General features: G+C 48.6%; 14 protein-coding genes. All 14 read right to left on the reverse strand.

Going from position 1 to position 21,787, the window contains the following annotated elements; translation table 11 throughout:
• Positions 1 to 45 precede the first annotated feature (45 nt).
• On the reverse strand, positions 46 to 1,656 hold the full coding sequence (locus MHI37_RS26885; RefSeq protein WP_076339268.1) for an ABC transporter substrate-binding protein: 1,611 nt from the start codon (positions 1,654 to 1,656) through the stop codon (positions 46 to 48).
• A 76-nt stretch (positions 1,657 to 1,732) separates the two neighbouring features.
• On the reverse strand, positions 1,733 to 2,644 hold the full coding sequence (locus MHI37_RS26890; protein ID WP_076339267.1) for a carbohydrate ABC transporter permease: 912 nt from the start codon (positions 2,642 to 2,644) through the stop codon (positions 1,733 to 1,735).
• A 12-nt stretch (positions 2,645 to 2,656) separates the two neighbouring features.
• Positions 2,657 to 3,625: an ABC transporter permease subunit gene (locus MHI37_RS26895; protein ID WP_083676508.1), complete on the reverse strand. Its 969-nt coding sequence runs from the start codon at positions 3,623 to 3,625 to the stop codon at positions 2,657 to 2,659.
• A gap of 25 nt (positions 3,626 to 3,650) precedes the next feature.
• Positions 3,651 to 6,461 (reverse strand): beta-galactosidase, encoded by a 2,811-nt coding sequence (locus tag MHI37_RS26900; protein ID WP_076339266.1) that lies wholly within the window; start codon positions 6,459 to 6,461, stop codon positions 3,651 to 3,653.
• 296 nt (positions 6,462 to 6,757) lie between these two features.
• Positions 6,758 to 7,813, reverse strand: a complete 1,056-nt coding sequence (locus MHI37_RS26905) for a LacI family DNA-binding transcriptional regulator (protein WP_076339265.1) — start codon at positions 7,811 to 7,813, stop codon at positions 6,758 to 6,760.
• A gap of 93 nt (positions 7,814 to 7,906) precedes the next feature.
• The gene (locus MHI37_RS26910) at positions 7,907 to 9,130 is read right to left on the reverse strand and encodes an MFS transporter (protein ID WP_076339264.1); all 1,224 of its coding nucleotides are present in this window, start codon (positions 9,128 to 9,130) and stop codon (positions 7,907 to 7,909) included.
• Positions 9,131 to 9,293: 163 nt separating this feature from the next.
• Entirely contained in the window at positions 9,294 to 10,484 is a 1,191-nt protein-coding gene (locus MHI37_RS26915; protein WP_076339263.1) for an SGNH/GDSL hydrolase family protein, read from the reverse strand.
• Positions 10,485 to 10,980: 496 nt separating this feature from the next.
• Complete coding sequence (locus MHI37_RS26920) at positions 10,981 to 11,220, reverse strand: hypothetical protein (protein ID WP_076339262.1); 240 nt, start codon at positions 11,218 to 11,220, stop codon at positions 10,981 to 10,983.
• Between the two features lie 77 nt (positions 11,221 to 11,297).
• Positions 11,298 to 12,923 carry an extracellular solute-binding protein gene (locus tag MHI37_RS26925; RefSeq protein WP_144023789.1) on the reverse strand — a complete coding sequence of 542 codons (1,626 nt, stop codon included), beginning with the start codon at positions 12,921 to 12,923 and terminating at the stop codon, positions 11,298 to 11,300.
• Between the two features lie 152 nt (positions 12,924 to 13,075).
• Positions 13,076 to 13,996 (reverse strand): carbohydrate ABC transporter permease, encoded by a 921-nt coding sequence (locus tag MHI37_RS26930; protein WP_076339260.1) that lies wholly within the window; start codon positions 13,994 to 13,996, stop codon positions 13,076 to 13,078.
• Between the two features lie 15 nt (positions 13,997 to 14,011).
• On the reverse strand, positions 14,012 to 14,902 hold the full coding sequence (locus MHI37_RS26935) for an ABC transporter permease subunit (RefSeq protein WP_256710680.1): 891 nt from the start codon (positions 14,900 to 14,902) through the stop codon (positions 14,012 to 14,014).
• A 389-nt stretch (positions 14,903 to 15,291) separates the two neighbouring features.
• Positions 15,292 to 16,950, reverse strand: coding sequence for an extracellular solute-binding protein (locus tag MHI37_RS26940; protein WP_076339259.1), 1,659 nt, complete (start codon positions 16,948 to 16,950; stop codon positions 15,292 to 15,294).
• A gap of 35 nt (positions 16,951 to 16,985) precedes the next feature.
• Positions 16,986 to 19,286 carry an AraC family transcriptional regulator gene (locus MHI37_RS26945; protein WP_076339258.1) on the reverse strand — a complete coding sequence of 767 codons (2,301 nt, stop codon included), beginning with the start codon at positions 19,284 to 19,286 and terminating at the stop codon, positions 16,986 to 16,988.
• A 152-nt stretch (positions 19,287 to 19,438) separates the two neighbouring features.
• Positions 19,439 to 21,769 (reverse strand): glycoside hydrolase family 95 protein, encoded by a 2,331-nt coding sequence (locus MHI37_RS26950; RefSeq protein WP_076339257.1) that lies wholly within the window; start codon positions 21,767 to 21,769, stop codon positions 19,439 to 19,441.
• Between the last annotated feature and the right edge of the window lie 18 nt (positions 21,770 to 21,787).

Genomic DNA, 21,787 nt, shown 5'->3' on the forward strand with positions numbered 1-21,787 from the left:
CCTCGTGCAGGCATCTCCTCTTGCGCTTCATTCCTTGAGCCTCTGTTAGCCCTCGATCAGCTTCTTATAAGCATCCATTTGACGTTGAAGCTCTGCCAGTACCTTATCATAGCCAGCCGTTTTCAGCTTGCTGCGGAATTGCTCGACGGCTTTAGCTGGGTCGCTTACTTTTCCGTACGTAATCGCAGGCCCTAGCTCGCCCGTAACCTGTGTAATAGCCGTAAGCTCTGCTTCAACCGGCGTTTTATCAAATACGAATTGACCATAAGGATACGGTTTTTTAATTTTATCGTATTCTGCATAAAGCGTCTCCTCGAGCTGATCCCAAGTCGTTATGCTCGGAATTTCGAATTTATCGACACGTCCGCCCCAGAAGTTAGCAGAGAAGGAATCCTTCACTTCGTCATAGCCTGCAGGCTGTACGCGCTTGCCGTCTTTAATTTCATATTGTACCCCTTCTAAACCATAGCTGATGAGCTGATAAATTTGTTTATCATTGCGAATCAAATCGTACGCCATCAGTGCCCGCTCTGGGTTTTTACTATGTGCGCCAACTGATGTACCGCCATGTGTAATCGACAGCTCCGTCAGGTTGTTGCCGCCCGTCCGTGCGAATGGGAACATTTGCAGCTCTGAGCCTGGCTGATCCTTATCCATCTGTACGCGAAGTCCGCCGAAGGTTTGGGTATGATGCTGATCCATACCGGATAATCCAGCGCGCAGTGAGGCACGGTTATCATTTTTGTTGTTCAGGACATCCTCGCGCCAGTAGCCTTTATCCGCCCATTCTTTCATTTGGTTAGCAAATCTCAGAAACGTATCCTCGAATATTGGACTGACAACCGTAAACTTCTCATCAAACGATTTGGTCGTATAGACCGGCAAATAACCAGTCGAGATCGGAAGCTCCAACTCATCGGTATAGGATGACGCATAGCCGCCCCAAATGCTTGTTGATGCAACCGCATCCCATGGTACGACGCCTTCTTTATTATCCTTCACATACTGCAGATATTTACCAATGCCTTCCCAATCTTGGATTGGTGCGGTTATACCCGCTTCCTTCGCCCAGTCTCCGCGGTAGAAGAAGCCGTGGTTGACCCACTGCGTATAATCATTTTCTGGAATCAGGACGATATCCCCATTATATCTGCTCTCCGCCCAATCCTCTTCCGGAATCGAATTCCACGTTTGCGGCGCGTACTCCGGCAGCAAATCATTCAGATTCATGAATGCGCCGCGCTGCGCGTTGCCCCATGTATCGAGCCAGTCCGTACCAATGTTAATCAAATCAATGGGTTCCCCGGATGCGAGCAGCAGGTTGTATTTCGTTTGCCAATCCGCCCACTCGACCCATTTCCATTCCAGCTCCGCATTAATCTTTTCCTTCATAATTTTGTTAACCTCTGCGAGTACCTTCTCGAATTGGCCGTTTGTCGGCTTATCGCCGAGAACGACGTGACTAATCTTAACGAACTTGGACGTATCGGCTCCTTTATTGTCGGTGGCCTGATTCGTGCTTCCCTTCCCCTCGTTTTTACCTCCCTCATTTTTAGTGCCTTTGTTTGCCCCGTTGTTGCTCCCTGAACAAGCAGCAAGACTTATGATCATCATGATTGCAATTAGCAAAGCGGAAACCTTCTTGAAATTAGACATCGCAATTCTCCCCTTTGTTTTCATAAATCGGGCATCGCCCGTTATGTGAAGAGACCGGTTATCGGCCCCCGGCACATCAGCCTTTTACAGCACCAACTGTAATCCCTTTAATGAAATAACGCTGAACGAATGGGTAGAAAAAAATAACAGGTCCGGTGGCAACTACGGCAGTTGCCATCTTCATCGATTCCAGCGGTACATCCCGAAGCTCAACATTAGAGGCTGCAGCTGAATTACGAACATATTCAGCAGATGTCACCACTTTGTACAAGAACAGCTGGAGCGGACGATACTTCATATCGGGGGATAGGAACAGCATGGAGTTATACCATTCATTCCAATAGCCTAGGGCAATAAACAAACCAATGGTCGCTAAAGCAGGTGTCGTCATCGGGAGAATCAGCTTTAGAAAAATCGTGAAGTCGCCTGCTCCATCAATTTTAGCAGATTCGGTAATGGCATGAGGGATCGAACGCACAAAGCTCTTCATCATAATAATCAAGAATGGACTAAGCAATCCCGGGAGCAGCACAGCCAAATAATTATCCCTCAGGCTTAAGTACTGCGTCATAAGCAGATAGAACGGAACAAGCCCGCCGGAAAATAATGTCGTGAAATAAATGAAAAACGATATGCTGTTGCGATAGCCAAAGTCAGGACGCTGTAGCGCATAACCAGTCATCGCAACGATGAAGAGTCCAACGACTGTTCCAACGATTGTAATTCCTAATGTTACGATATAAGAGCCGATGATGAGATCGGGATTCTCAAATACAATTTTGTAGGCAAAGGTGCTGAATTCACGCGGCCAAATGTTAAAACCATGCTTCTTTATCGAGCTCTCTGAGGTGAACGAGGTGCCAAGGACAAGCAGGAAGGGCAATAAGCAGCATAAAGCAAAAAGTGATATGAAGAGATAGCCAAAGCCCTTGACGATCATACCGCTGACATCAGTTCGAATACTGCGTGATTCTTCTGTTTTTTCCATCGTTGACACCTCCTAAAATAACGAGTTTTCGGGTGAGGTCTTCTTTACGAGCCAGTTGGCGCTTAATACCACAAAGAAACCAAATACGGATTGATAAAGACTTACAGCACTGCCGATTGAAAAGTTGAAATTCGTCATGAGAGCGCGGAATACATACGTTTCAATAATATCCGTCGTCGGGTACAAGGCCGTATTATTAGCGCCTACCAAGTTGAAAAACAACCCAAAGTTCCCTTTCAGAATACCGCCTAGCGAAAACAGCATCAGGATGATGAAGGTTGGCTTAAGCCACGGAAGCACGATATACAAAATGCGTTGAAACGCATTGGCACCATCGATTTCTGAAGCTTCAATAATCTCATTATCAAGGCCCATAATCGCTGCAAAATAGATGATGGAGCCATAACCTGTCGACTGCCAAAGGTAGGTCAGTACGATAATAAACGGCCATATTTTCGGATCGGAGTACGTCTTGACAGGCTCCATGCCAAACGATTGCAAAATACCGTTCAGCAAGCCGTAATCGTAGCTTAAAATATTGTAGGCAATCAGTCCAATCAGAACGGCGGATATAAAATGCGGGAGGAACATTAACGTTTGTGTTATTTTTTTGAACCATTTCCGGCGAATTTCGTTAAGCAGAATAGCTACAAAGATTTGCAGCACATTTCCGAGTACGATAAATACCAAATTATAGGCAACGGTATTGAATGAGAGGCGCCATAGATCACCATTAATGACAAGAAAGCGAAAGTTTTCAAAGGCGACAAACGGGCTTTTGAAGATGCCATCGGAATAATTGTAGTTAATAAACGCAAGATACAAGCCCGGCATTGGAAGATAGGCAAAAATGAAAAAAGAGACAATGGCGGGCACGCACATGAGAAGCAGTGTTTTATTGTTCCAAAATCGTCTAAGCTTGCCGCCATCCATTCGCTGAAGTTTTTTCTGTGGCTCCCTTTCGACCATGGTCGTTTCCATCCTAAATCCCCCTCGTAGTCACAAGCTAGACGGATATGAATTGTATAGCCTCCAAGCGTCCTTGCTTCTCCCGGTCAACGGCCTCCAGTAGAATAGACAATTCGCCCTTTTCGCCCTCAAACCAAGCTCCCGGCAAATAGAAGGAATCGGGACTTCCGCCTGTAAGCACCGGCCGATTCGAATCACTCAGAAGCCATAGGCGCCCTACAATTTGCCCCTCCAAAAATACGGTCAGCTTAAGACCGGAGCCCACTACCCGCGCTCGCCAGCCTGCTCCCGCTTCCGAATTCCGCGTTGAAGCATACAGCCATGCGACTTCTCCTGGCTCCAATGAAACCGGCAGCTCTATCGATTGTGTATGTGCACGCTGTGATACCGCATGCGCGAGAAGCTCATTCTCCTCTGCACTGGTAATGGACCAATCACCAGCCTTATTGCCTTCATACAGATACACCTGCCCTGAGGGCAGAGCGAGCACGCGTTCGACAAATACGGTAAGCTCTACCGTTTCCCCAGCAGACACATGCTCCGAAATATCAACATAAGGATCAAGCGGATGTACGGCTCCAATTTTCTTGCCATTGACAAACAGTGTCGCCAGTGACTGAATGCCCTCGAAATGCAGCGTCCAGGAGCTGGCCGTTTCTGATGCATGGAAGCTTTTGCGGTAATACTCGAATGCCGGATGATCCGGCGACATCCAGCCTCCAAAGCTGACGATCGGCCACATACGGCAATCAGGCCTTTCAACAAGCTCCTTACGCAGCACTCGATCCGAAGCCCGGTAGACGCTCCAATTGCGGCTCAGATTGTGGCGCTCCGTTATAGCTGAAATTCCTGTCAGCCCCTTCATCGCGTGCAATCGCAGTCCCGGGAGCCTGGCATCATCAAAATTTGAATGCCCCCAAATCTCTACTCGTGCTAGGATGTCCCCGCTTGCTAAATCGCTATCCAGCTTTAGGAAGGAGCTCCCTCCCCCTGGAGCAACGGTACCGACATAGCGGCCAGCGCCGTAGAGTGAAACGACATCACTGCCCTGCCTTATCAGCAGTCCATCTACCCTATTGTCCTCCGGCAGCTGTACCTTTGCTTCATACCATGCGAATCCTCGGTAAATGCCTGCCTGCTCCAAATAATCCGCTTCTTCTGCTGTCAATCGCTCGGTCCCAGAAGGTGACTGCCCCGTCATTGCTTCCGCAGCAGCAAAGACGCTCAGACGCCAATCGCTTGCTGCCTCCTCTATACCTTCCTCGTATTGCAACGGCTCCCCGTGCTGCAGCAGATCGTTATCTTCATCTACGCCATCAATATAAAGCGCTTTCAATCTGCTAGTAATGAATAGCTTAAGCTTGCGTGCATCGGGCGTAATGATGGTGATACAGCTATCCTCCACGCCATCGAAGCTGATAGTAAGCTTTCCTTCGCCTGCCACCGCTACCGCATTATTAACCTGCACATCAAGCGGCTCTCCGAGCGCTAAACTAATTTTCCCGTCACCCTCACTATGAAAGACAAGACTTGCTCCCGCGCTGGTTTGCTTCACTAGAAACAGCTCTACAGTGGCGCTCTCCAGTATGCCCGTGCTGCCCCATATGGCAAGAGGCACTTGATAAGGGAGCGCTAGAGAACGTCCTCCTTTAAGCGTAAAAGCAGCTGCAGCTGTCGCCTTGGGAGCGTCTCTGCTAACGATCGACACCTCTTTATCCCGCTCATCCAAATTTGTAACGAACAGCAGGGTGCCTCCGCCATTTAGCTGCAAGGCATAGGGTCCAGCTACCCTTTCACTGTCTCCAGCAATAGCCCATTCCGCCGATACATCTTTCTCGGACGCAGCCTGCGCAAGTGGAGCGCCATAGGCTGCGATCAGCCGACCAAGCAGTCTTCCCTCATACGCTTCCCCACGGATATGCCCCTCCGGAGAAATCATGCCTCCGAAATCATAATCCGAAGTCATAAATGCGAGCGGCTTGCCCCAGTTGTTCGTCGCATTCGTAAAGCCAAAATCTGTGCCTGACACTTGAAGATACGGTCCAAGAAGCTTAGTCCCGCAAGAGAGCAGTCTGCGCAGCAGATAATGTGATCGGTTCGTTTCCGTCACTAGCAGCGGATAACCCAGCTCCTCTACAATTCCCTTGTAATGAAGCACCTTCTGCTCAAATTGATCCTCACGATTATCCGGATAAAAATTGCATGTCGGTACGACGCTGTCCGCAAGTCCAGAGGCTTGCAGCAAGCCGCCTTGGCCTGCACAGGCGAAGAGCGGAACCGTAATGCCATGCTTTAAAGCCATATCGCGCAGTGCGCTTATATATCCTTTGGGGTCCTGACAATCATAGAAATCAAGCTCATTATCGAGCTGAACACCGATCACTGTCCCCCCTTCTCCCAATTGGCTTGCCTTCAGCAAAGGCAGAATGCGATCAAACCATTTGGAAACATAACCTAAGTAGTCAGCATCATTATCCCGAAGCTTCAATCCCTTCGTCAGCAGATAAGCAGGCAATGCTCCTCCGTCCCACTCAGAGCAAATATAAGGTCCCGGCCTCGCCACTACATACAAGCCTGTCTCTGCCGCGGCTGCAAGGAAAGCAGCAGCATCCTTCTCCCCGCTGAAATCCCAATTTCCTTCAGCTGTCTCATGGTAGTTCCAAGGAAAATAAACATCGATGCTGTTATAGCCGAATGCTTTGAGCTGCTCCATCCGCTCCTGCCAAAGCGCTCTCGGAATACGAAAGTAAAACAACGAGGCGCATAGCAAAATTTGAGGAACGCCCTCAATTTTCACCGCTTCCGTGTCGAATTGCACGGCAGCTCCTGCACTGGTTTCCATGAACATGTCTCTACCCCCAAAGAAATAGACTAATGTGCTCGAAATATGTAACCCGTTTCATGTAACCCGTTTCATAAATGCTTAAAAATAAATACACTCCATGACCGGCATAAACAGAAGACAATTTCTGTACGGTTCACTGATGTGTATTTACGTGATACTTGCTTTGAAGGTAATCCTCCGGCTTTCATGTAACGGGTTACATTTCCACTGGCGAAAACTTAATAACTTTTTTCATCTTGATTTTATGCAACAATGAAAGCGTTGTCAATAGTATTTTTTTAAACCGATTTTCATAAGAGCTATTTCGACCCGCGAGGCGGAGCGGTTGATTCCCTCACAATCAGCTCTGGTCTTAACTTGGTGCTTTTGCTTACTTTCTTTTTAGTAATCATCTGGTGCAGCAGCTCTGCTGCACTTCGCCCAACCTCATAACATTTTAACGATATTGTGGTCAGCTCTGGGATACTGTTAGAAGCATACGGAATATCGTCAAACCCAATGAGCGACAGATCGTGCGGCACCGATAAACCCGCTTTATGAGCTGCCTTCATCACACCGATGGCAACCAAATCATTTGCACAAAAAATAGCAGTTGGACGATCCGCAAACGTAAGCAGCTCATTCAAGGACACCTTTCCGCTATCAACGGAAAAGCCTCCATTGCGTATCCATTCCTCGCGAATCGACAGACCATTTGACTCCATTGTTTTCATGAAGCCTTGGATGCGATCCGACGTATTGGACATATTGCTGTAGCCGCCAACGAACGCAATGTCCCGATGGCCAAGATCAATTAAATGCTGGGTCGCCAGCTGTGCTCCTTCTCGCTCATCAGCATAGATGCGGTTCAGCCCTTTGCCCGGAAGATTGCCATTAATAAGGAGCAGCGGTACACGCTTGCTAGCCTCGACAACCTCGCTGACCAGCTCCTTGCTTGGTCTAGTCAAATTAATTCGACCGCCGATCATCACAATGCCGTCTACCTGCTTCTCCATCAAAATGTTCAAATATTGCGATTCTCTCACATACTGCTCTGCTGAATCTCCATTTGTTGAGACCGTATCGCATAAAAAAAACGTATACCCCTTGCTGCGAGCCTCCCGATCCAAACCAGAGAGTACCTCAGGAAAAAAAGGATTCGTAATATCGGGCAAAATGACGCCAATCATCCCTGTTTCTTTCTTAAACAGGCTTCTAGCAAGTGCATTAGGCTGGAATTGATGCTTCGTAATCAGCTCCATAACACGATCTCTAGTCGACTTTTTCACTGGAGCCGTGTTATTGATAACACGTGACACAGTGGCTACTGAAACGTTAGCTTCCCTAGCAATATCATAAACAGTAACCGACTTGATAGCCCCTCACCCTCCATCCTAAATTCTGTTATTCTTCGTTAGAATAACAGAATTTAGGACAAATAGGAACGAGTGCATTCTATCATTTTCAGCTTATAAGCCTCTTAGTCCTGTCTTTGCTTGTCCAAGCTCGCGTTTTCGCATCAGCCATACACTGATGCCGGCAGCAAACATGATCATTCCGGTCGCTACAAAAATCCAATGAATCCCAACAGCCAACCCAAGCAGACCGCCTATAAGCGGACCAAGCATAGACCCAAACTGGTTGGCGCTTGTCGTAAGGCCAAAGGATCTTCCTCTAAACTGCTCATCCGTGCTCTGCACGACAAGCGTATTGACACTAGGAGCAATACCTGCCATAAACAAGCCAAATATGAATTGTACGATCGCGAACAGCCATAAGCCTTGGACAAAAAACTGCATGCTGACGACCAGCCCTGCCGATAGCAGGCAAAAGACGAGTATACGATAATAACCCTTTCGCTCACCTAGTCTCCCCCAGATTGGGGAAGCTAAAATGCCCGCTATGCCGATAAGCGAGAGTACGAAGCCAGCCGACAGCTCGGCCCCTTGCAATCCGCCTTGCAGCTTAGCGATATGCAAAGTGATCAGCGGCTGAATCATATTGACCGAAAGCTGGAAGGTTGCAAGCAGAAGAAGCATGCTCAGGAGTGCACGATTGCGAAAGGCCATTCGGTAAGTAACTGGTTCTGCTTGCTTCTTGCCTGTAGTGGCCCCATCTGCCTGCTCTGCTTTTCCTTCCTTCACCCAAATCATAACCGCAATCGTAGCTGCTGCTATGATGATGCCCGCCACGACGAAAGAGCGGCGCAGTCCGAAGGCTTCAGCAAGCAGACCGCCAAACAATGGGCCGAGAATACCGCCAGTCATCGTACCCGCTTGCATCATTCCGAGGCTCCAGCCCAGCTTCTCCTTCGGTGCAACTGAGGCGACAATGGACATGGATGCAGGAACGAAGCCGCCAACAAAGCCATGCAGCATACGAACACCTACAAGCTGCCACGGCGTCTGTACGAAAGAGATCAGCGCATAAATGATGGCTAGGCTAAGACCGGCTCTAATCACCATTTTTCGCTTCCCGTATTTATCGGCTAGCATACCCCACAAAGGAGCCATCACCGCGCCTACGAGAAATGCTGAGGAATGAACAATTCCCGCCCATAGATTCACGGAGCTCTCTTTGACACCAAGATCAAAGAGAAATAGCGGCAGGAAGGGAACCGACATCGTGTAGCTTGAGCTGCAAAGAAGAACGCCGAACCATAAGATCCACATTGTACGCTTCCATGATTGCATGGTTGGTTCCCCCTTGTCTGCAACATTAAACAAATTCCGATGCATATTCACTATTATCCACTATACGCCACCTTTACCAATTGTTCAAAAACACATTGAAGAGCAAACACAAGAAAAACCGCTATTGATTGCCCCTAATGTAGCCTAACGGCGTTTTTTGCGTTTAAAATCGTTCTATGCCGAATTTCACTCCGAGGCCTATCGAAACACCTGATATTGCTTCCGGTATTCTACTCAGCAGCTTTAACACTCGCAAACCATTCCCCGTGCTTCGTTCATCTTTTTGCGATGTGTTGCGGATAGTGACTCTCGTGCTTGCAACGTCCGCTTGAAGTTGAAACACCGCAATGATTGGCCGGTATGCACCCAGACACCATTCATCAAACAAATTTACCGCATGAAAGGTTACTCCGTCTAAGGAGTATTCGAATATGCCGGTATCCGGGCCGCACAAGAGCAGCAGCCCTGTGCTTCTTCCCGCAGCGATGAACGAAAATTCCGCACTCGGGTTGTCTGAATACAAATGCTCCAAGTCATACCGCCAGTTGATCAATGACTCCGGCTTCTCATTCGTTAATTCAAAACCGTTCTGCTGCTCCACCTGGCCTACATCCAACATCACTCCAAACTCATAATTTCCGATGGTCAAAGGAGCCGGCATCGTCAATGGCGAAATGGTATCCGTGACGCGATCTGAGAGCACCTCTTCCAAGAAAGCCTTCACGTACACGGCATACTGCGCGTAACCGGCATCATTCGGATGTACTAAATCTGGAGCAAGCGCCTCCCATTGGACTTCCCCCTCCTCAATCAACTGACGGATGCCTGCTGCCATGTTAATGGAAGGAACCTCATAATGAGAGGCGACCTCCTCATGAACCGCTATGTTAAAAGGAATATCGACTGACAGGTTTTTGGCTGCGGCTGTGTAAACAAAACAGATATCAGCCTGAGGTGATAAACGTCTGCACTGCCGGACAATCCCCTCCATCCCTCTAATCGACTCTTCGCGGTCTTCCCCGTCATTGACACTGAATTCCACAAATAACAAATCAATTTCGCCATTCGCCAAAACATGCTCCGTCATACGATGTGCACCAAAGGTAGAAGTCGTGCCTCCTACCCCCGCATTTATACAGCACACCGTTCCTTGCAGGTATTTTCCCTTCAAGTAGCTTCCAGTCAACGCCCGCCAGCTTGTCTCATCTGGCTCAGAAGCCCCATACCCTTCAGTAATAGAGCCGCCTATAAAAGCGACAACGATAGGGTCAGTGCCGACCAGCTTACGAGTTACATTCGGCAATCCTCGCCGTATTTGAAAATAACTCTTGAATTGTTGTTTGTCCTGCATCATTGCAATGCTCCTTCACCTTTAAAGTAATCGGGTTGTTCTCTTTCCTATTGCCTTCCCTAATTCTGACCCGCCGCGTGATAGCTCTATCCTGCACATTTACACTAACTTCGGACTAATTCGTCCTTTAAACACATCTATGTTGTATCATTGCATTAACTTTGCCCGTTCGGGGCTATTTCGGCGTAAAAGCAAGCATCTATATTGTACAAAGTACAAGATACACACCAGTTAACACACTATTTGGTCCTCTACGTTGCAAAAATACAAGATAGCTGCTTGGCGGGGCTACGGGCTAGAACTTTTTACTAAATCCACTTACTTTCACTACTCACCTAAACGGTTTACTAAGAATTCTCACTGGAATTATTCGCCTGAACGCTTAGTTGAGACTGCTTTTTATCAATATGCATACTAGTGGTATACTCCGCTCCACTCAATCACTTTGATAAAAATGGAAGAGAGCCCTCCCAACTGCAGGAAGGCTCTCTTGCTCGTACTACTCCACCGATGCTGCTAAAATATCCGATTGCGCCTTAATATTCTCTGCGGTAATCCACTGTCCATTTCCGGTAAACACCTGGAGGCTGTAGCTGCTCCAGCCCATGTATGGCTTTGCGGCCAAGCCGTTGTTAGCCGCCTCTGCTACATTTGCCTTTGGCAGCACAATGCCCAGCTGGGCCGTCAACAAAACGATGACAAGCAGCCACAATCGTGATTTCTTCACCATTTGCGTCATTATTTATCTCCTTTTTGTTGTAAAATAGGATCAGGTTTTTATCTCGCAATAAATAACCTGATCCTTTGAAATTGTCCTTATTTAAACGATTGGTCGTATGCTTTTTGCAAAATCTCCAAGTAACGATTGATTTTCAGATCTTGCAATCCTTTTAAGTAATTGTCCCAATCCTTCTCAAGGCTTTTGTTGCCTGTAATGAATTGAAGCGCATTTTGCTCGATGTACGATTTGATGTTCGTTTGCAGAATGCTCGCCTCGTCAACCTCAGCGTTATCGATCCAGATCGCCCAAAGCGGGAACAGCTCCTTCGGCTCGTGGCCTTGATACTGCAGTGTCGCTTGGTACAATCTGCGCTCATAGTTCGCAGAATCATAAATATCTGTACCTTGAACCCAACTGTCTCGGTATTCTCTCGGCATGTAGAAATGAGCCGTTCCGCTCCAGCCTGCATTACGAGGCGCATCGCCTTCAACCGAAGGAATCGTTGCAACCTTCGGCTCTACGCCTTCTCCAAGCGCAACTTCGCCTTCCTTCGGCTTTCTCCAGTCAATGCCTTCCATGCCGGAAGCACTGTTCGTTTGTCCTTCTTCTGTGAACATGTAATCAACCAATTTAATAAGAGCAATTTGTTGTTCTTCCGAAGCTTTGTTCGTGATGACGAATTTCGCTCCAGGAGCAACGCCGCCGCCGTCATGCGTAGCAAACGAGCCATGCGGTCCTGTAAGCGGTGGTACCGGGTTGTAATCTGCAGAGTTTGTGTTGCCTACATCGATATTAACGAAAATAGCAGGGTGCATGCCGGCTCCGGCGCCTAGAATTTGAGCGTCGCCGTTTTCACCGATTTTTTTGAATGCTTCCGCGTTTTGTGCGAATGCACCTGGATCAATCAAGCCCTCGTCATACAGCGATTTGATATAAGTTAGGCCCTCTTTCCATTCCGGCTTAAGCGCTGCCGACTCAACCTTGCCATTTGTCAGGTTCAAGTAGTTGCGGTCGTCGTCATAGACGAAGCCGTTCATGAGGAATGGAATGACGCGTACGCCAAAATCCTCCGTCGAACCACTTAGCGGCACTTCGTCCGCAATGCCGTTGCCATTAGGATCTTGCGTTTTGAATGCTTTCAGAACCGCTTTGAATTCTTCCGGTGTTTTTGGCATTTCCAGCTGCAGCTTATCCAGCCACTTCGTATTGATCCACATTTTGTTCGGATAGGAACAGTGGAAGCACTGGCTGTAAGCCACAAGACCATAAATATTGCCGTCCGGCGCTGTATTAAACGCTTTCAAATCGGAGTCTTTTTCCATGGCCGCTTTGATGTTGGGAGCATACTTCTCAATAAGATCATTCAGAGGCACCAACACCCCTTGCTTGCCGTACTTCACAACATCAGCTTGCGTAAACTGATCGATATAACCCGGCAGCATGTAGGCATCCGGATAATCGCCGCTTGCGAGTGAGATCTGGCGTTTTTCCTTCGCGCCATCCGGTGGCGTCGATTCAAACTTCAGCTTGATGTTGAATTTCTCTTCAACAAATTTGGTGAATTTGTTCGTAGGCAGGTCAATGTTCGTCTCCTGTACGGCAAAAAGGCTAATCTCAACCGGTGCGGTTGCTCCCGTCTCTTCCGTTTGAGGTTTGTTTGTTGCAGCATTGGAAGGCTTGTTATCTGTCGAGCAAGCGCCGAGTACCATGCTGGTCATCATAACGACCGCCAACAAGCTTACTAGTCTCTTTTTCAAATGTTTTCGCTCCCTTTTCGATTTATGATGGGTCAACCTTAACTGGTCTATCGCTTACGCTACATACCTACCACCTCCTCTCTTAGCTGCTTTGCTGTTTCGCTCCCTGCGGCTCATTAGCCTTTGACGGAACCAACCAGCATCCCTTGTACGAAGTAACGCTGTACGAAAGGGTACATAATTAGAACAGGCAGCGTAGCTACAACGATCAGCGAGTATTTCAACAGCTCTGACAGCTGCTGCCTCTCCACCTGCTTAAGCGCATCGGTTACGCTTGCGCTGTTGTTCATAATGATGATGCTGCGCAATACAAGCTGAAGCGGGAACAGATTAGACGACTTCAAATAAATAAGGGCATCAAAGTAGGCATTCCATTGACCGACGCCATACATCAGGAAGAGCACGGCGAGAATGGGCTTGGATAACGGTAGGACAACACTTTGCATAAACCGGATGTCACTGCAGCCATCGATCTCGCTTGCTTCAAACAGCTCATCCGGAATCGAGTTCTGGAAGAAGGACCTTGCAATAATGACCTGCCATACCCATACGGCATTCGGAATGAGCAGCGCCCACCGCGAATCGATCATGCCAAACTCCTTGACGACCATATACGTCGGAATTAAGCCGCCGCTAAAGAGCATAGTGAAGGTAATGAGCATCATGATGACGGTCCGGCCAAAAAACGATTTCCTCGACATCGGATACGCAATCATGACGGTAAGCACGACGCTGATCATCGTTCCTGCCACCGTGTAGAACAAGGAATTGCCGTAACCCTGCATAATCTGCGGCGTATCGAACAAAACCTTGAAGCCCTTGAAGGAAATATCGACGGGCCACAGCCAGACGCGGCCTGACGTAACCGCAGACGGGCTGCTGATCGAGCTGCTAAGAATGTAAATGAGCGGATAAACGACCGCGATCAGAACCAGCGTTAGAATGGTATAAATAACGATCATAAATATCCGATCGCCCATCGAATCTTTGATGGTCTGTCTCTTTGGTGTCTGCATTGCTATTTTTGCCGATGCCATAGGCGCACTCCCCTTTTACCAAATGCTTGATTTCGTGATTCGTTTGGCCAAGCCGTTGACCGTAAACAATAACACGAGATTAATTAATGAGTTGAACAAGCCAACCGCCGTTGCGAAGCTGTAATTCGCGTTTAGAAGCCCTATTTTGTACACATACGTCGCGATAATTTCGGAATTGACGATGTTAAGCTGATTTTGCAGCAAATAAATTTTCTCGAAGCCAATCGCCATGACACTGCCTACATTGAGAATCAAGATGATCGTGATCGTTGGCAAAATGCCAGGCAAATCGACGTGGACAATCTTTTGAAAGCGCGATGCCCCATCCACCTTCGCAGCCTCGTAAAGCGTCGGATCAATGCCCGATAGAGCGGCCAAATAAATGACTGCAGAGTAGCCTGCTGTCTGCCAGATATCCGACCACACGTAGATGGATCGGAACATGCTGGCCTCACCAAGGAAATTAACCGAATCGAAGCCGAAATAATTGAGCGCTACATTGGCAAATCCAAGTCTTGGTGCGAGGAACAGCATAATAATCGACACCATAACGACCGTGGATATGAAATAAGGCGCGAAGGTAACGAGCTGGACAAGCCGCTTGAAGCGCCCGTTACTTATCTCATTAAGCATCAAAGCGAGCAGGATCGGAATCGGGAACCCTGCCAGCAGCAAATATCCGCTCACTAATATCGTATTTTTGGCAAGCGTCCAGAACATCGGATTATCGAAGAACAGCTGAAAGTTCTTAAAGCCGACCCAAGGACTTCCCCAGATGCCTTTAATCACGTTGTAATCCTTAAATGCAAGAACCGCGTTCAGCATCGGATAATATTTAAAGATTAGAAAAAACAGCACAGGCGGTATGACAATCAGGTACAGCTGCCAATGCTTCTTGAAGCTGATTACCGCTTCGTCTGCAAGGCTCCGTTTGCCCTTTTTGTTTAACGTCTTGTTATTCAGTACAATTTCTTTTCCCAGAACAATCCCCCCTAAGTAGCTGGCCCCAGATGTATGGTAGCGCTTTCTATACGACTGATCATAGTAGAAAAAGACCACTTCCCAACAGGTACATTTGGGTATTTTAACGTACAAAATCGGCGGTTTCAGGGGGGCAACTCGCCGTTCTGCCGTACATTTCCCGTTTTCGCGGGATGCTGCTGGGCGAACACGCGCAAAAAAAAACAGAGGTTATTCCCGCAAGCCATAAGCTGCTTGTTGGAATAACCTCTGTTTGATTAAAAAGATGATTGTTCGCTATCTTCTTGGTAAGGGTATGGTTAACGTTTATCGTTTTATTTATCCGTGCCCAACGATTGATCGTAAACGGCTTGCATGATTTCAACGTAACGCTCCACCTGCATGCCGCGGAGCCCGAGCACGTAATTATCCCAATCCTTATCCAGCTCCAAATTGCCGGTGATGAATTGGATCATGCTTTGGTCAATGTAATTGGCAAGATTCGTCTGGAGTATGCCCGCCTCATCTGCCTCTTCCGGGTCCATCCACACCTTCCACATCGGATAAAGCTCCTTCGGCTCATGCCCTTCATACAGCAGCGTGGCATCGCGAAGGCGGCGCTCATAGCCGTCAGCATCGTAGATGTCTGGACTAGCCACCCAGCTCTCGCGATAGTCCCTTGGCATATAGAAATGCGCCATCCCGCTCCAACCGGAATTGGTCGGCTTCGCGTTTTCTATCGGGATAAGGTTTGAGAACCTAGGCTCAAGACTTTCATCCAGCGCTTTTTCTCCAGCCTGCGGCTTCCTCCACCCAACTCCCTCAAGTCCGGCTTGCGCCATCGTTTGGCCTTCAGGCGTATACATATAATCCACCATCCGAATTAAAGCGATTTGCGCTTCAGCGCTCGCTCTATTCGTAATAACAAACTTCGCACCCGGCTGTATGCCTGAGCTCTCGAAAGTAGCATAAGAAGCATAGGGGCCGGTCAACGGCGGCAGCGGTGCATAGTCCCTAGTCCGCTCGCTTACAAAAATAGCCGGATGCATAGCGGCGGCAGCCCCAAGGATAACCTCATCCGAATTGTCCCCAATTCTTTTGAGCGCCTCTGCGTTTTGAATGAATGCCCCCGGATCAATTAATCCCTCATCATAAAGCGTTTTAATGTAGGCGATGCCTTCCTTCCACTGCGGCTTATCGGCCACGGTATCCACTTTGCCATTGGACATGAACAAATATTGGCGGTCGTCATCATAAATAAAACCGTTCATTAGGTAAGGAATAATATGGACGCCAAAATCCTCAATGGAACCGGTAAGCGGAACCTCGTCCGGAAGTCCATTGCCATTGGGATCCTTTTGCTTAAAGGCTTCGAGCATCGCTTTGAACTCCTCTGTCGTACGGGGCATCTCAAGCCCTAATTTCTCCAGCCAGCTCGTATTGACCCACATCTTGTTCGGATAGGAGCAATGAAAGCATTCACTGTATGCGACGAGACCATAGATATTGCCGTCAGGCGCCGTATTGAAAGCCTTCAGGGCAGGTTCCTTCTCCATCGCAGCCTTAATGTTGGGCGCATATTGCTCAATAAGCTCGTTTAGCGGCAGAAATACGCCCTGCTTACCATATTTCAGCACATCGGACTGCGAGAATTGATCAATATACGACGTTAAAATATAAGCATCCGGAAAATCTCCGCTAGCCAGTGAAATTTGCCGCTTCTCTCTGGCCCCATCCATGGAAACAACGTCCCAGTCGAAGGCAACGTTAAATTTCGCCTCAAGAAATCTGCTGAAATCATTTGTTTTTAAATCAATGCCCAAATCCTGTTGGGCAAAAACGCTGATCTCCACCGGCTTATCCAAAGAGGCCGGCGCTTTGCCTGTCCCTTGGGCCACTTCGGTTTCTGTCGCTCCGTTACTCTGCGAGCATGCGGATAACAGCAAGCCGAAGAGCGTGACAAGCGCCACTAGGCCAACCTTTGCTCTCTTCAACCCGATCCTCTCCTTACGCGTTAAAAAACGATAGCCTATATTTTGATCGATTGCCGATATGAGCTTGGTGCGACTCCCATCACCCGTTTGAATGCCCGGCGGAAGGAGTGAGAGCTGTTGTACCCGACACGAGCCGCGATTTCGTCGACCGTACAGGCATTGCTCTTTAACAGGTCGGAAGCCTTCTCAATGCGAATCATCTCCAAATAATCGGATACGTTCGTGTCCGTTACTTCCTTGAACAATTGAGAAATATATTTCTCCGGCCTTTCTACCTTCTCGGCAATGCGGTAAAGAGTCAGCTCCGAATCGCTATAGGCTTCGGCTATGAATTGCTTGATCTCCTCGACCATTTGAATATGGGCATGATTTTTCTTGCTATTGATGACACCGCATAGCGCATCCACGATTGCCAAGATCTCATCCTGAATGACAGAGATCGCATTGGAGGCCTGAATACTAATAATTTGATTTTTCAACGCATGCAGCAGCTCTGATTCCATAAAGGCCTTCTGGTCGAGCAGCTTGAGAAGCGTGCCCTTAAGCTCGCCCACCAGCTGCTGCTTCATCTCGGCGGAGAGCTGGTGGTTTTCCATATTTTTCTCCATGACCGACAAGACCATCCGTCTTGCTTCTTCCGGATCACCGGCACGGATCGTACTGATCAGGCGCTGCTCGATATCCATCGGATAATAATACGTTGCCGTTTCAAGCCTCGAACCGTTGAACCATATGATGCTTTTTTTGCTGTTATATTCGGCATATTCCATCGTCTGCTTCGCCTGCTCATAAGAGTGGCTGACATCGATCATCGCAAAGAAGGAACCGCCGAATGCGGCCGTAATTGAAATTTTGTACTCGCTGTATACCATATCAGAAAGCTTCTCGAGCGTATCATTCATGCGTTCTTTCGCCGACTCGCAACCTTGCTCCTCCGTTAGAGCGGTAAGAATAATGACAATCCGATCCGAACCCAAATCTGTCATATGCAGCTGGCCATCGAGTTCAGAGAGGTTCTGCTTCAAAATTAGCCTTGCCGCATACAGCTCATTCAGGATTTCCACGCTATCCATGCCGGAATACCCGTTAATTTGCAAAATGCCAACAAAACCCTCACTTGAATCAAACCTCGTATCCGCTTGTACGGCGGCGGCTGTAATTTCATCTACGGTCTGGAATTCCCCGGCTATGAGCCGCTTCAGAAATCCATCCCTGACCAGCGGCAGCTGCCTCTTTAATTCATTTTCGAGAAGGCGGTTGCTCGTTATAATATTGGAAAAATTACCTTGCAGGAAATCATATTCATTGCGAACGGCAACGCCATCCTTGCCGAACTGCTCCTTCATGACGGAGAGTAGGCGGTTGATTGGTGCGCTGTTCCGATAGGAGAGAAGCAGTCCGACCAGCAAGCCAAGCAGCAACGCTGCACCTGTAACGAACCAAGTAATATGCTTAATTTGATTTGCATTTTCCATCAGCACCAGCTTAGGAATACCCGCACGATAAATCCAGCCATTTTTTTTGGAATGGATCGTAATGACTAGATCGTCATTATAGAACTGGCTGACCTTATCTGGCAGCAGGCGGGAATCCGAGGTCAGCTTGCGGGCATCCTCTTCATTAATCCCGCGCAGCCCAACGGTATTTCCATTCGCGTCGCTGATATGAGCCCATCCGCCATAACGATCCTCGAGTCCGGCGAGCAGACTGGAAATGTTCTCTTCATCTATCATAACAACAACGGTAGCCGGTGATGAGCCGCTAAAACTGTCGAGCGGAAGCGACTGCATATACGTGACTACAGAAGTCTGCCTTGCATTGCTCATAAACGGGGTTAAGGGCTTAATTTCACTGCGATGTGTTTGGTCCAGTATCGTGCTCTTCCACTGCTCCAGCGTCAGGTCATTGTAGCGGAAATTCTGATAATAGTGCTCAGGCCGGAAATAAGCGGACCCCTGCGTAAAGATAACATCGTAATTATTTAAGTAGATAAAATAGTTCTGTAAAAAGTCATTCGTCTGGCTAAACGGCGTTACCTGCCTGACCAAGCTCCAGATTCCGTACACGTTGACTAAATCGTCAATTTTCTTCTCGTTCATTAATTTATTTAAGTCAGGATTCAGCGCCAGCTGCCTTGTAAATCCCTCAACCTCGTCCATCCGTCTCTCCAAAATTTCCTGGCTTCTCTGCAGCTGCGTCACGCTATTCTCAATCGAGATGGATTCCGTTACCGAGATGGAGGTACGATAGGAAACGAAGCCCGCAATGCTGGGTATAATCAAAATGATTAGATAAGAAATAAGAAATTTGCGAAATATAGTCGAGTATTTTGGCACGGTCAACCCACCTTTCTCTAAATAATAGCGCTTACATTAGATTGATAGCCTATACTTTCCTCTAAAAAAACTTCGCTCATTCATAATACCCTACTCACGCGAAAAGACAACTACTATTCTAAATGAGTAGTTGTCCATTCCGTTTCAATCGCTTAAGATCTGGCTTCCACTTGCCCCTGTACCACATTCAATTGCCGGTCCAGCGTGTACACCTGCCCCGGGGACAGCGTGATCGCTACCGATTGGTCTCCCCGCCTTATAATCGTATTTCCTTCAGAGAATGCTCTTATGGTCGCTTCCACCAATGCCCCATTCTCCCACCGAACATCGACCTCTGCATTGCCTTTGGCACGCAAGCCTTGGAACGAGCCTGTGGGCCAGGTGCTCGGGAGCGCAGGGAGCAGGTTTATTTCTCCTGCGCTGCTCTGCAGAAGCAGGTCGGCAACCGCAGCGGTTCCGCCATAATTGCCATCAATGACAAAGATATTCGTCTCGGCGCCCGCAACGCCGGCCTTGGAGTAAGTCAGCAGGTTATCGAAGCACAGCTCCCCGATTAAGTGGTTAATATGCTTAAGCGCGCGATCTCCCTCGTACAGCCTTGAGAAGCCCGTAGCGAACAGCACCGCCGTAAATTCAATATCCTCCAGCTCGTCGGTTTGCATCCGGCCGAGCAGCGTCTGCTTCACCGCAGCACTTAGTTCCGGCGTCGCCAGCGGTGTAATCTGGCTGCTCGGATACAATGCGTACGTATGCGCCAAATGACGATGCTCTGGCTGCGCCTCCTCATAATCCTCCAGCCATTCCTGCAGTTGGCCGCGCTTGCCGATCATGAGCGGCGGAAGCAGCGCTATCGCGTGCTTCAGCTTCTTCTGAAGCTCCAAATCGGTCTGCAGCAGCTCGGCTGCCTCAAGGCAGAATGTGAACAAATCCCTTACCAGCTGTTGATCCATTGTCGGACCCATTGAGAGCTGCTGAGCACCTTCCTCCTGTTTCCCCGAATAGAAGCTGTTCTCCGGCGAGTTGGACGGGCCCGTGACAAGCCAGCCTAAACTTGGATGCACGATCATATAATCCAGGAAAAACGCTGCCGCCTCCTTCAGTACGGGATATGCCTGCTTCGTCAGAAATGAACGGTCAAGACCATATTCATAATGCTCCTTCAAGTGAGTGGCAATCCACAATCCCCCTGTCACATTAAGCCCCCAGCCCGTTTCCCATCCCGGAGCGGCAAAGCCCCATGCGTTGGAGAACACATGCGCTACCCAGCCTTCGCAGCCGTAGAAGTCCTGCGCTGCCAGCCTGCCCGCCACGGACAAGCGTTCGATGTAATTCATCAACGGAACATGGCATTCTGCCAAATTGGAAATCTCGACCGGATAATAATTCATTTGCGTGTTAATGTCTAGATGGTAATCGCAGCTCCATGCCATCCGATTCGCTTCTCCATCATTCCATAAGCCTTGCAAATGCAGCGGCAGCGGCGAGTCCTCGCGTGTGCCTGCAATCGTTAAATAACGTCCATATTGGAAAAATAAAACGATCAAGCCGGGATCCTCCTGCTGTCCCGACCGCAGCCGCTTGATTCTCTCATTCGTCGGGATGGTGTCGCTATCCGAATCATCCAACTGTATGGATGCCCTGCCGTAGAGTTCACGATAGTCCGCAATATGCTCTTGCTTGAGGATCTCATAACCTTTATCTGCTGCTGCCTTGATCTGACTATCGCCTGCGGTCCTCCAATGGCTATCGACTTGGCCATAATCCGTATTCACGGTAAAATAAATGACTGCCTCATCCGCATGGGATACCTCAATTCCGTCAGCCGTGCTTTGCACACTGCCGCCCTTGGCGACGATCATAATTCTGCCCTCGCAAAATACGCCGCAAGTTCCGTCACTATGAATATCCTCCGTCGCCTGTCCTTGAAAAACAACCGTATCGCCGTCCAATGCTGCGGATGTGAACGAGTTCGTTCGTCCCGTCACGCTTAGCGCAAACGAAACGGAGCCCGCTTCGCTGCCGCTGATACGCGATACAACGACGCCTTCCGCATGCGTAGCGAACGTTTCACGCCTCATTTGTCCACCAGCTGTCTGATAGGATACCTGGGCGAGCGCCTCCTCTAAACTCAGCTCGCGCACGAGCTGCTCACCCGGCTGATCAAAGCGCAGAATGACGTCGCATACGGAGAGATTTGTACCGAAGTTGCCCTTTTTGGGCTGCAGAGCTAGCTTGGCAAGCCTGTCACCCTCGTTGAAATCCCCTTGAAAAAACGACTCCCGCATCCGTTCCAAATCCGCTTTGCCGCCGCCAATTCCCTGAATACGCTCTGTTTTCCCTGACCAATACGTAATTTCCGTCATGCTCCATGTTTCTTGCTCAATTCCCCCATGAATAACAGCGCCAATTCTGCCATTCCCGATCGGCAGCCCTTGCTTCCAGCTCTCCGCAGGACCCGAATACCAAAGCCTTGAACGATTCATGCCGTGTCCATCCCCCAA

The organism is Paenibacillus sp. FSL H8-0548 (genome assembly GCF_038630985.1).
GTDB lineage: Bacteria > Bacillota > Bacilli > Paenibacillales > Paenibacillaceae > Pristimantibacillus.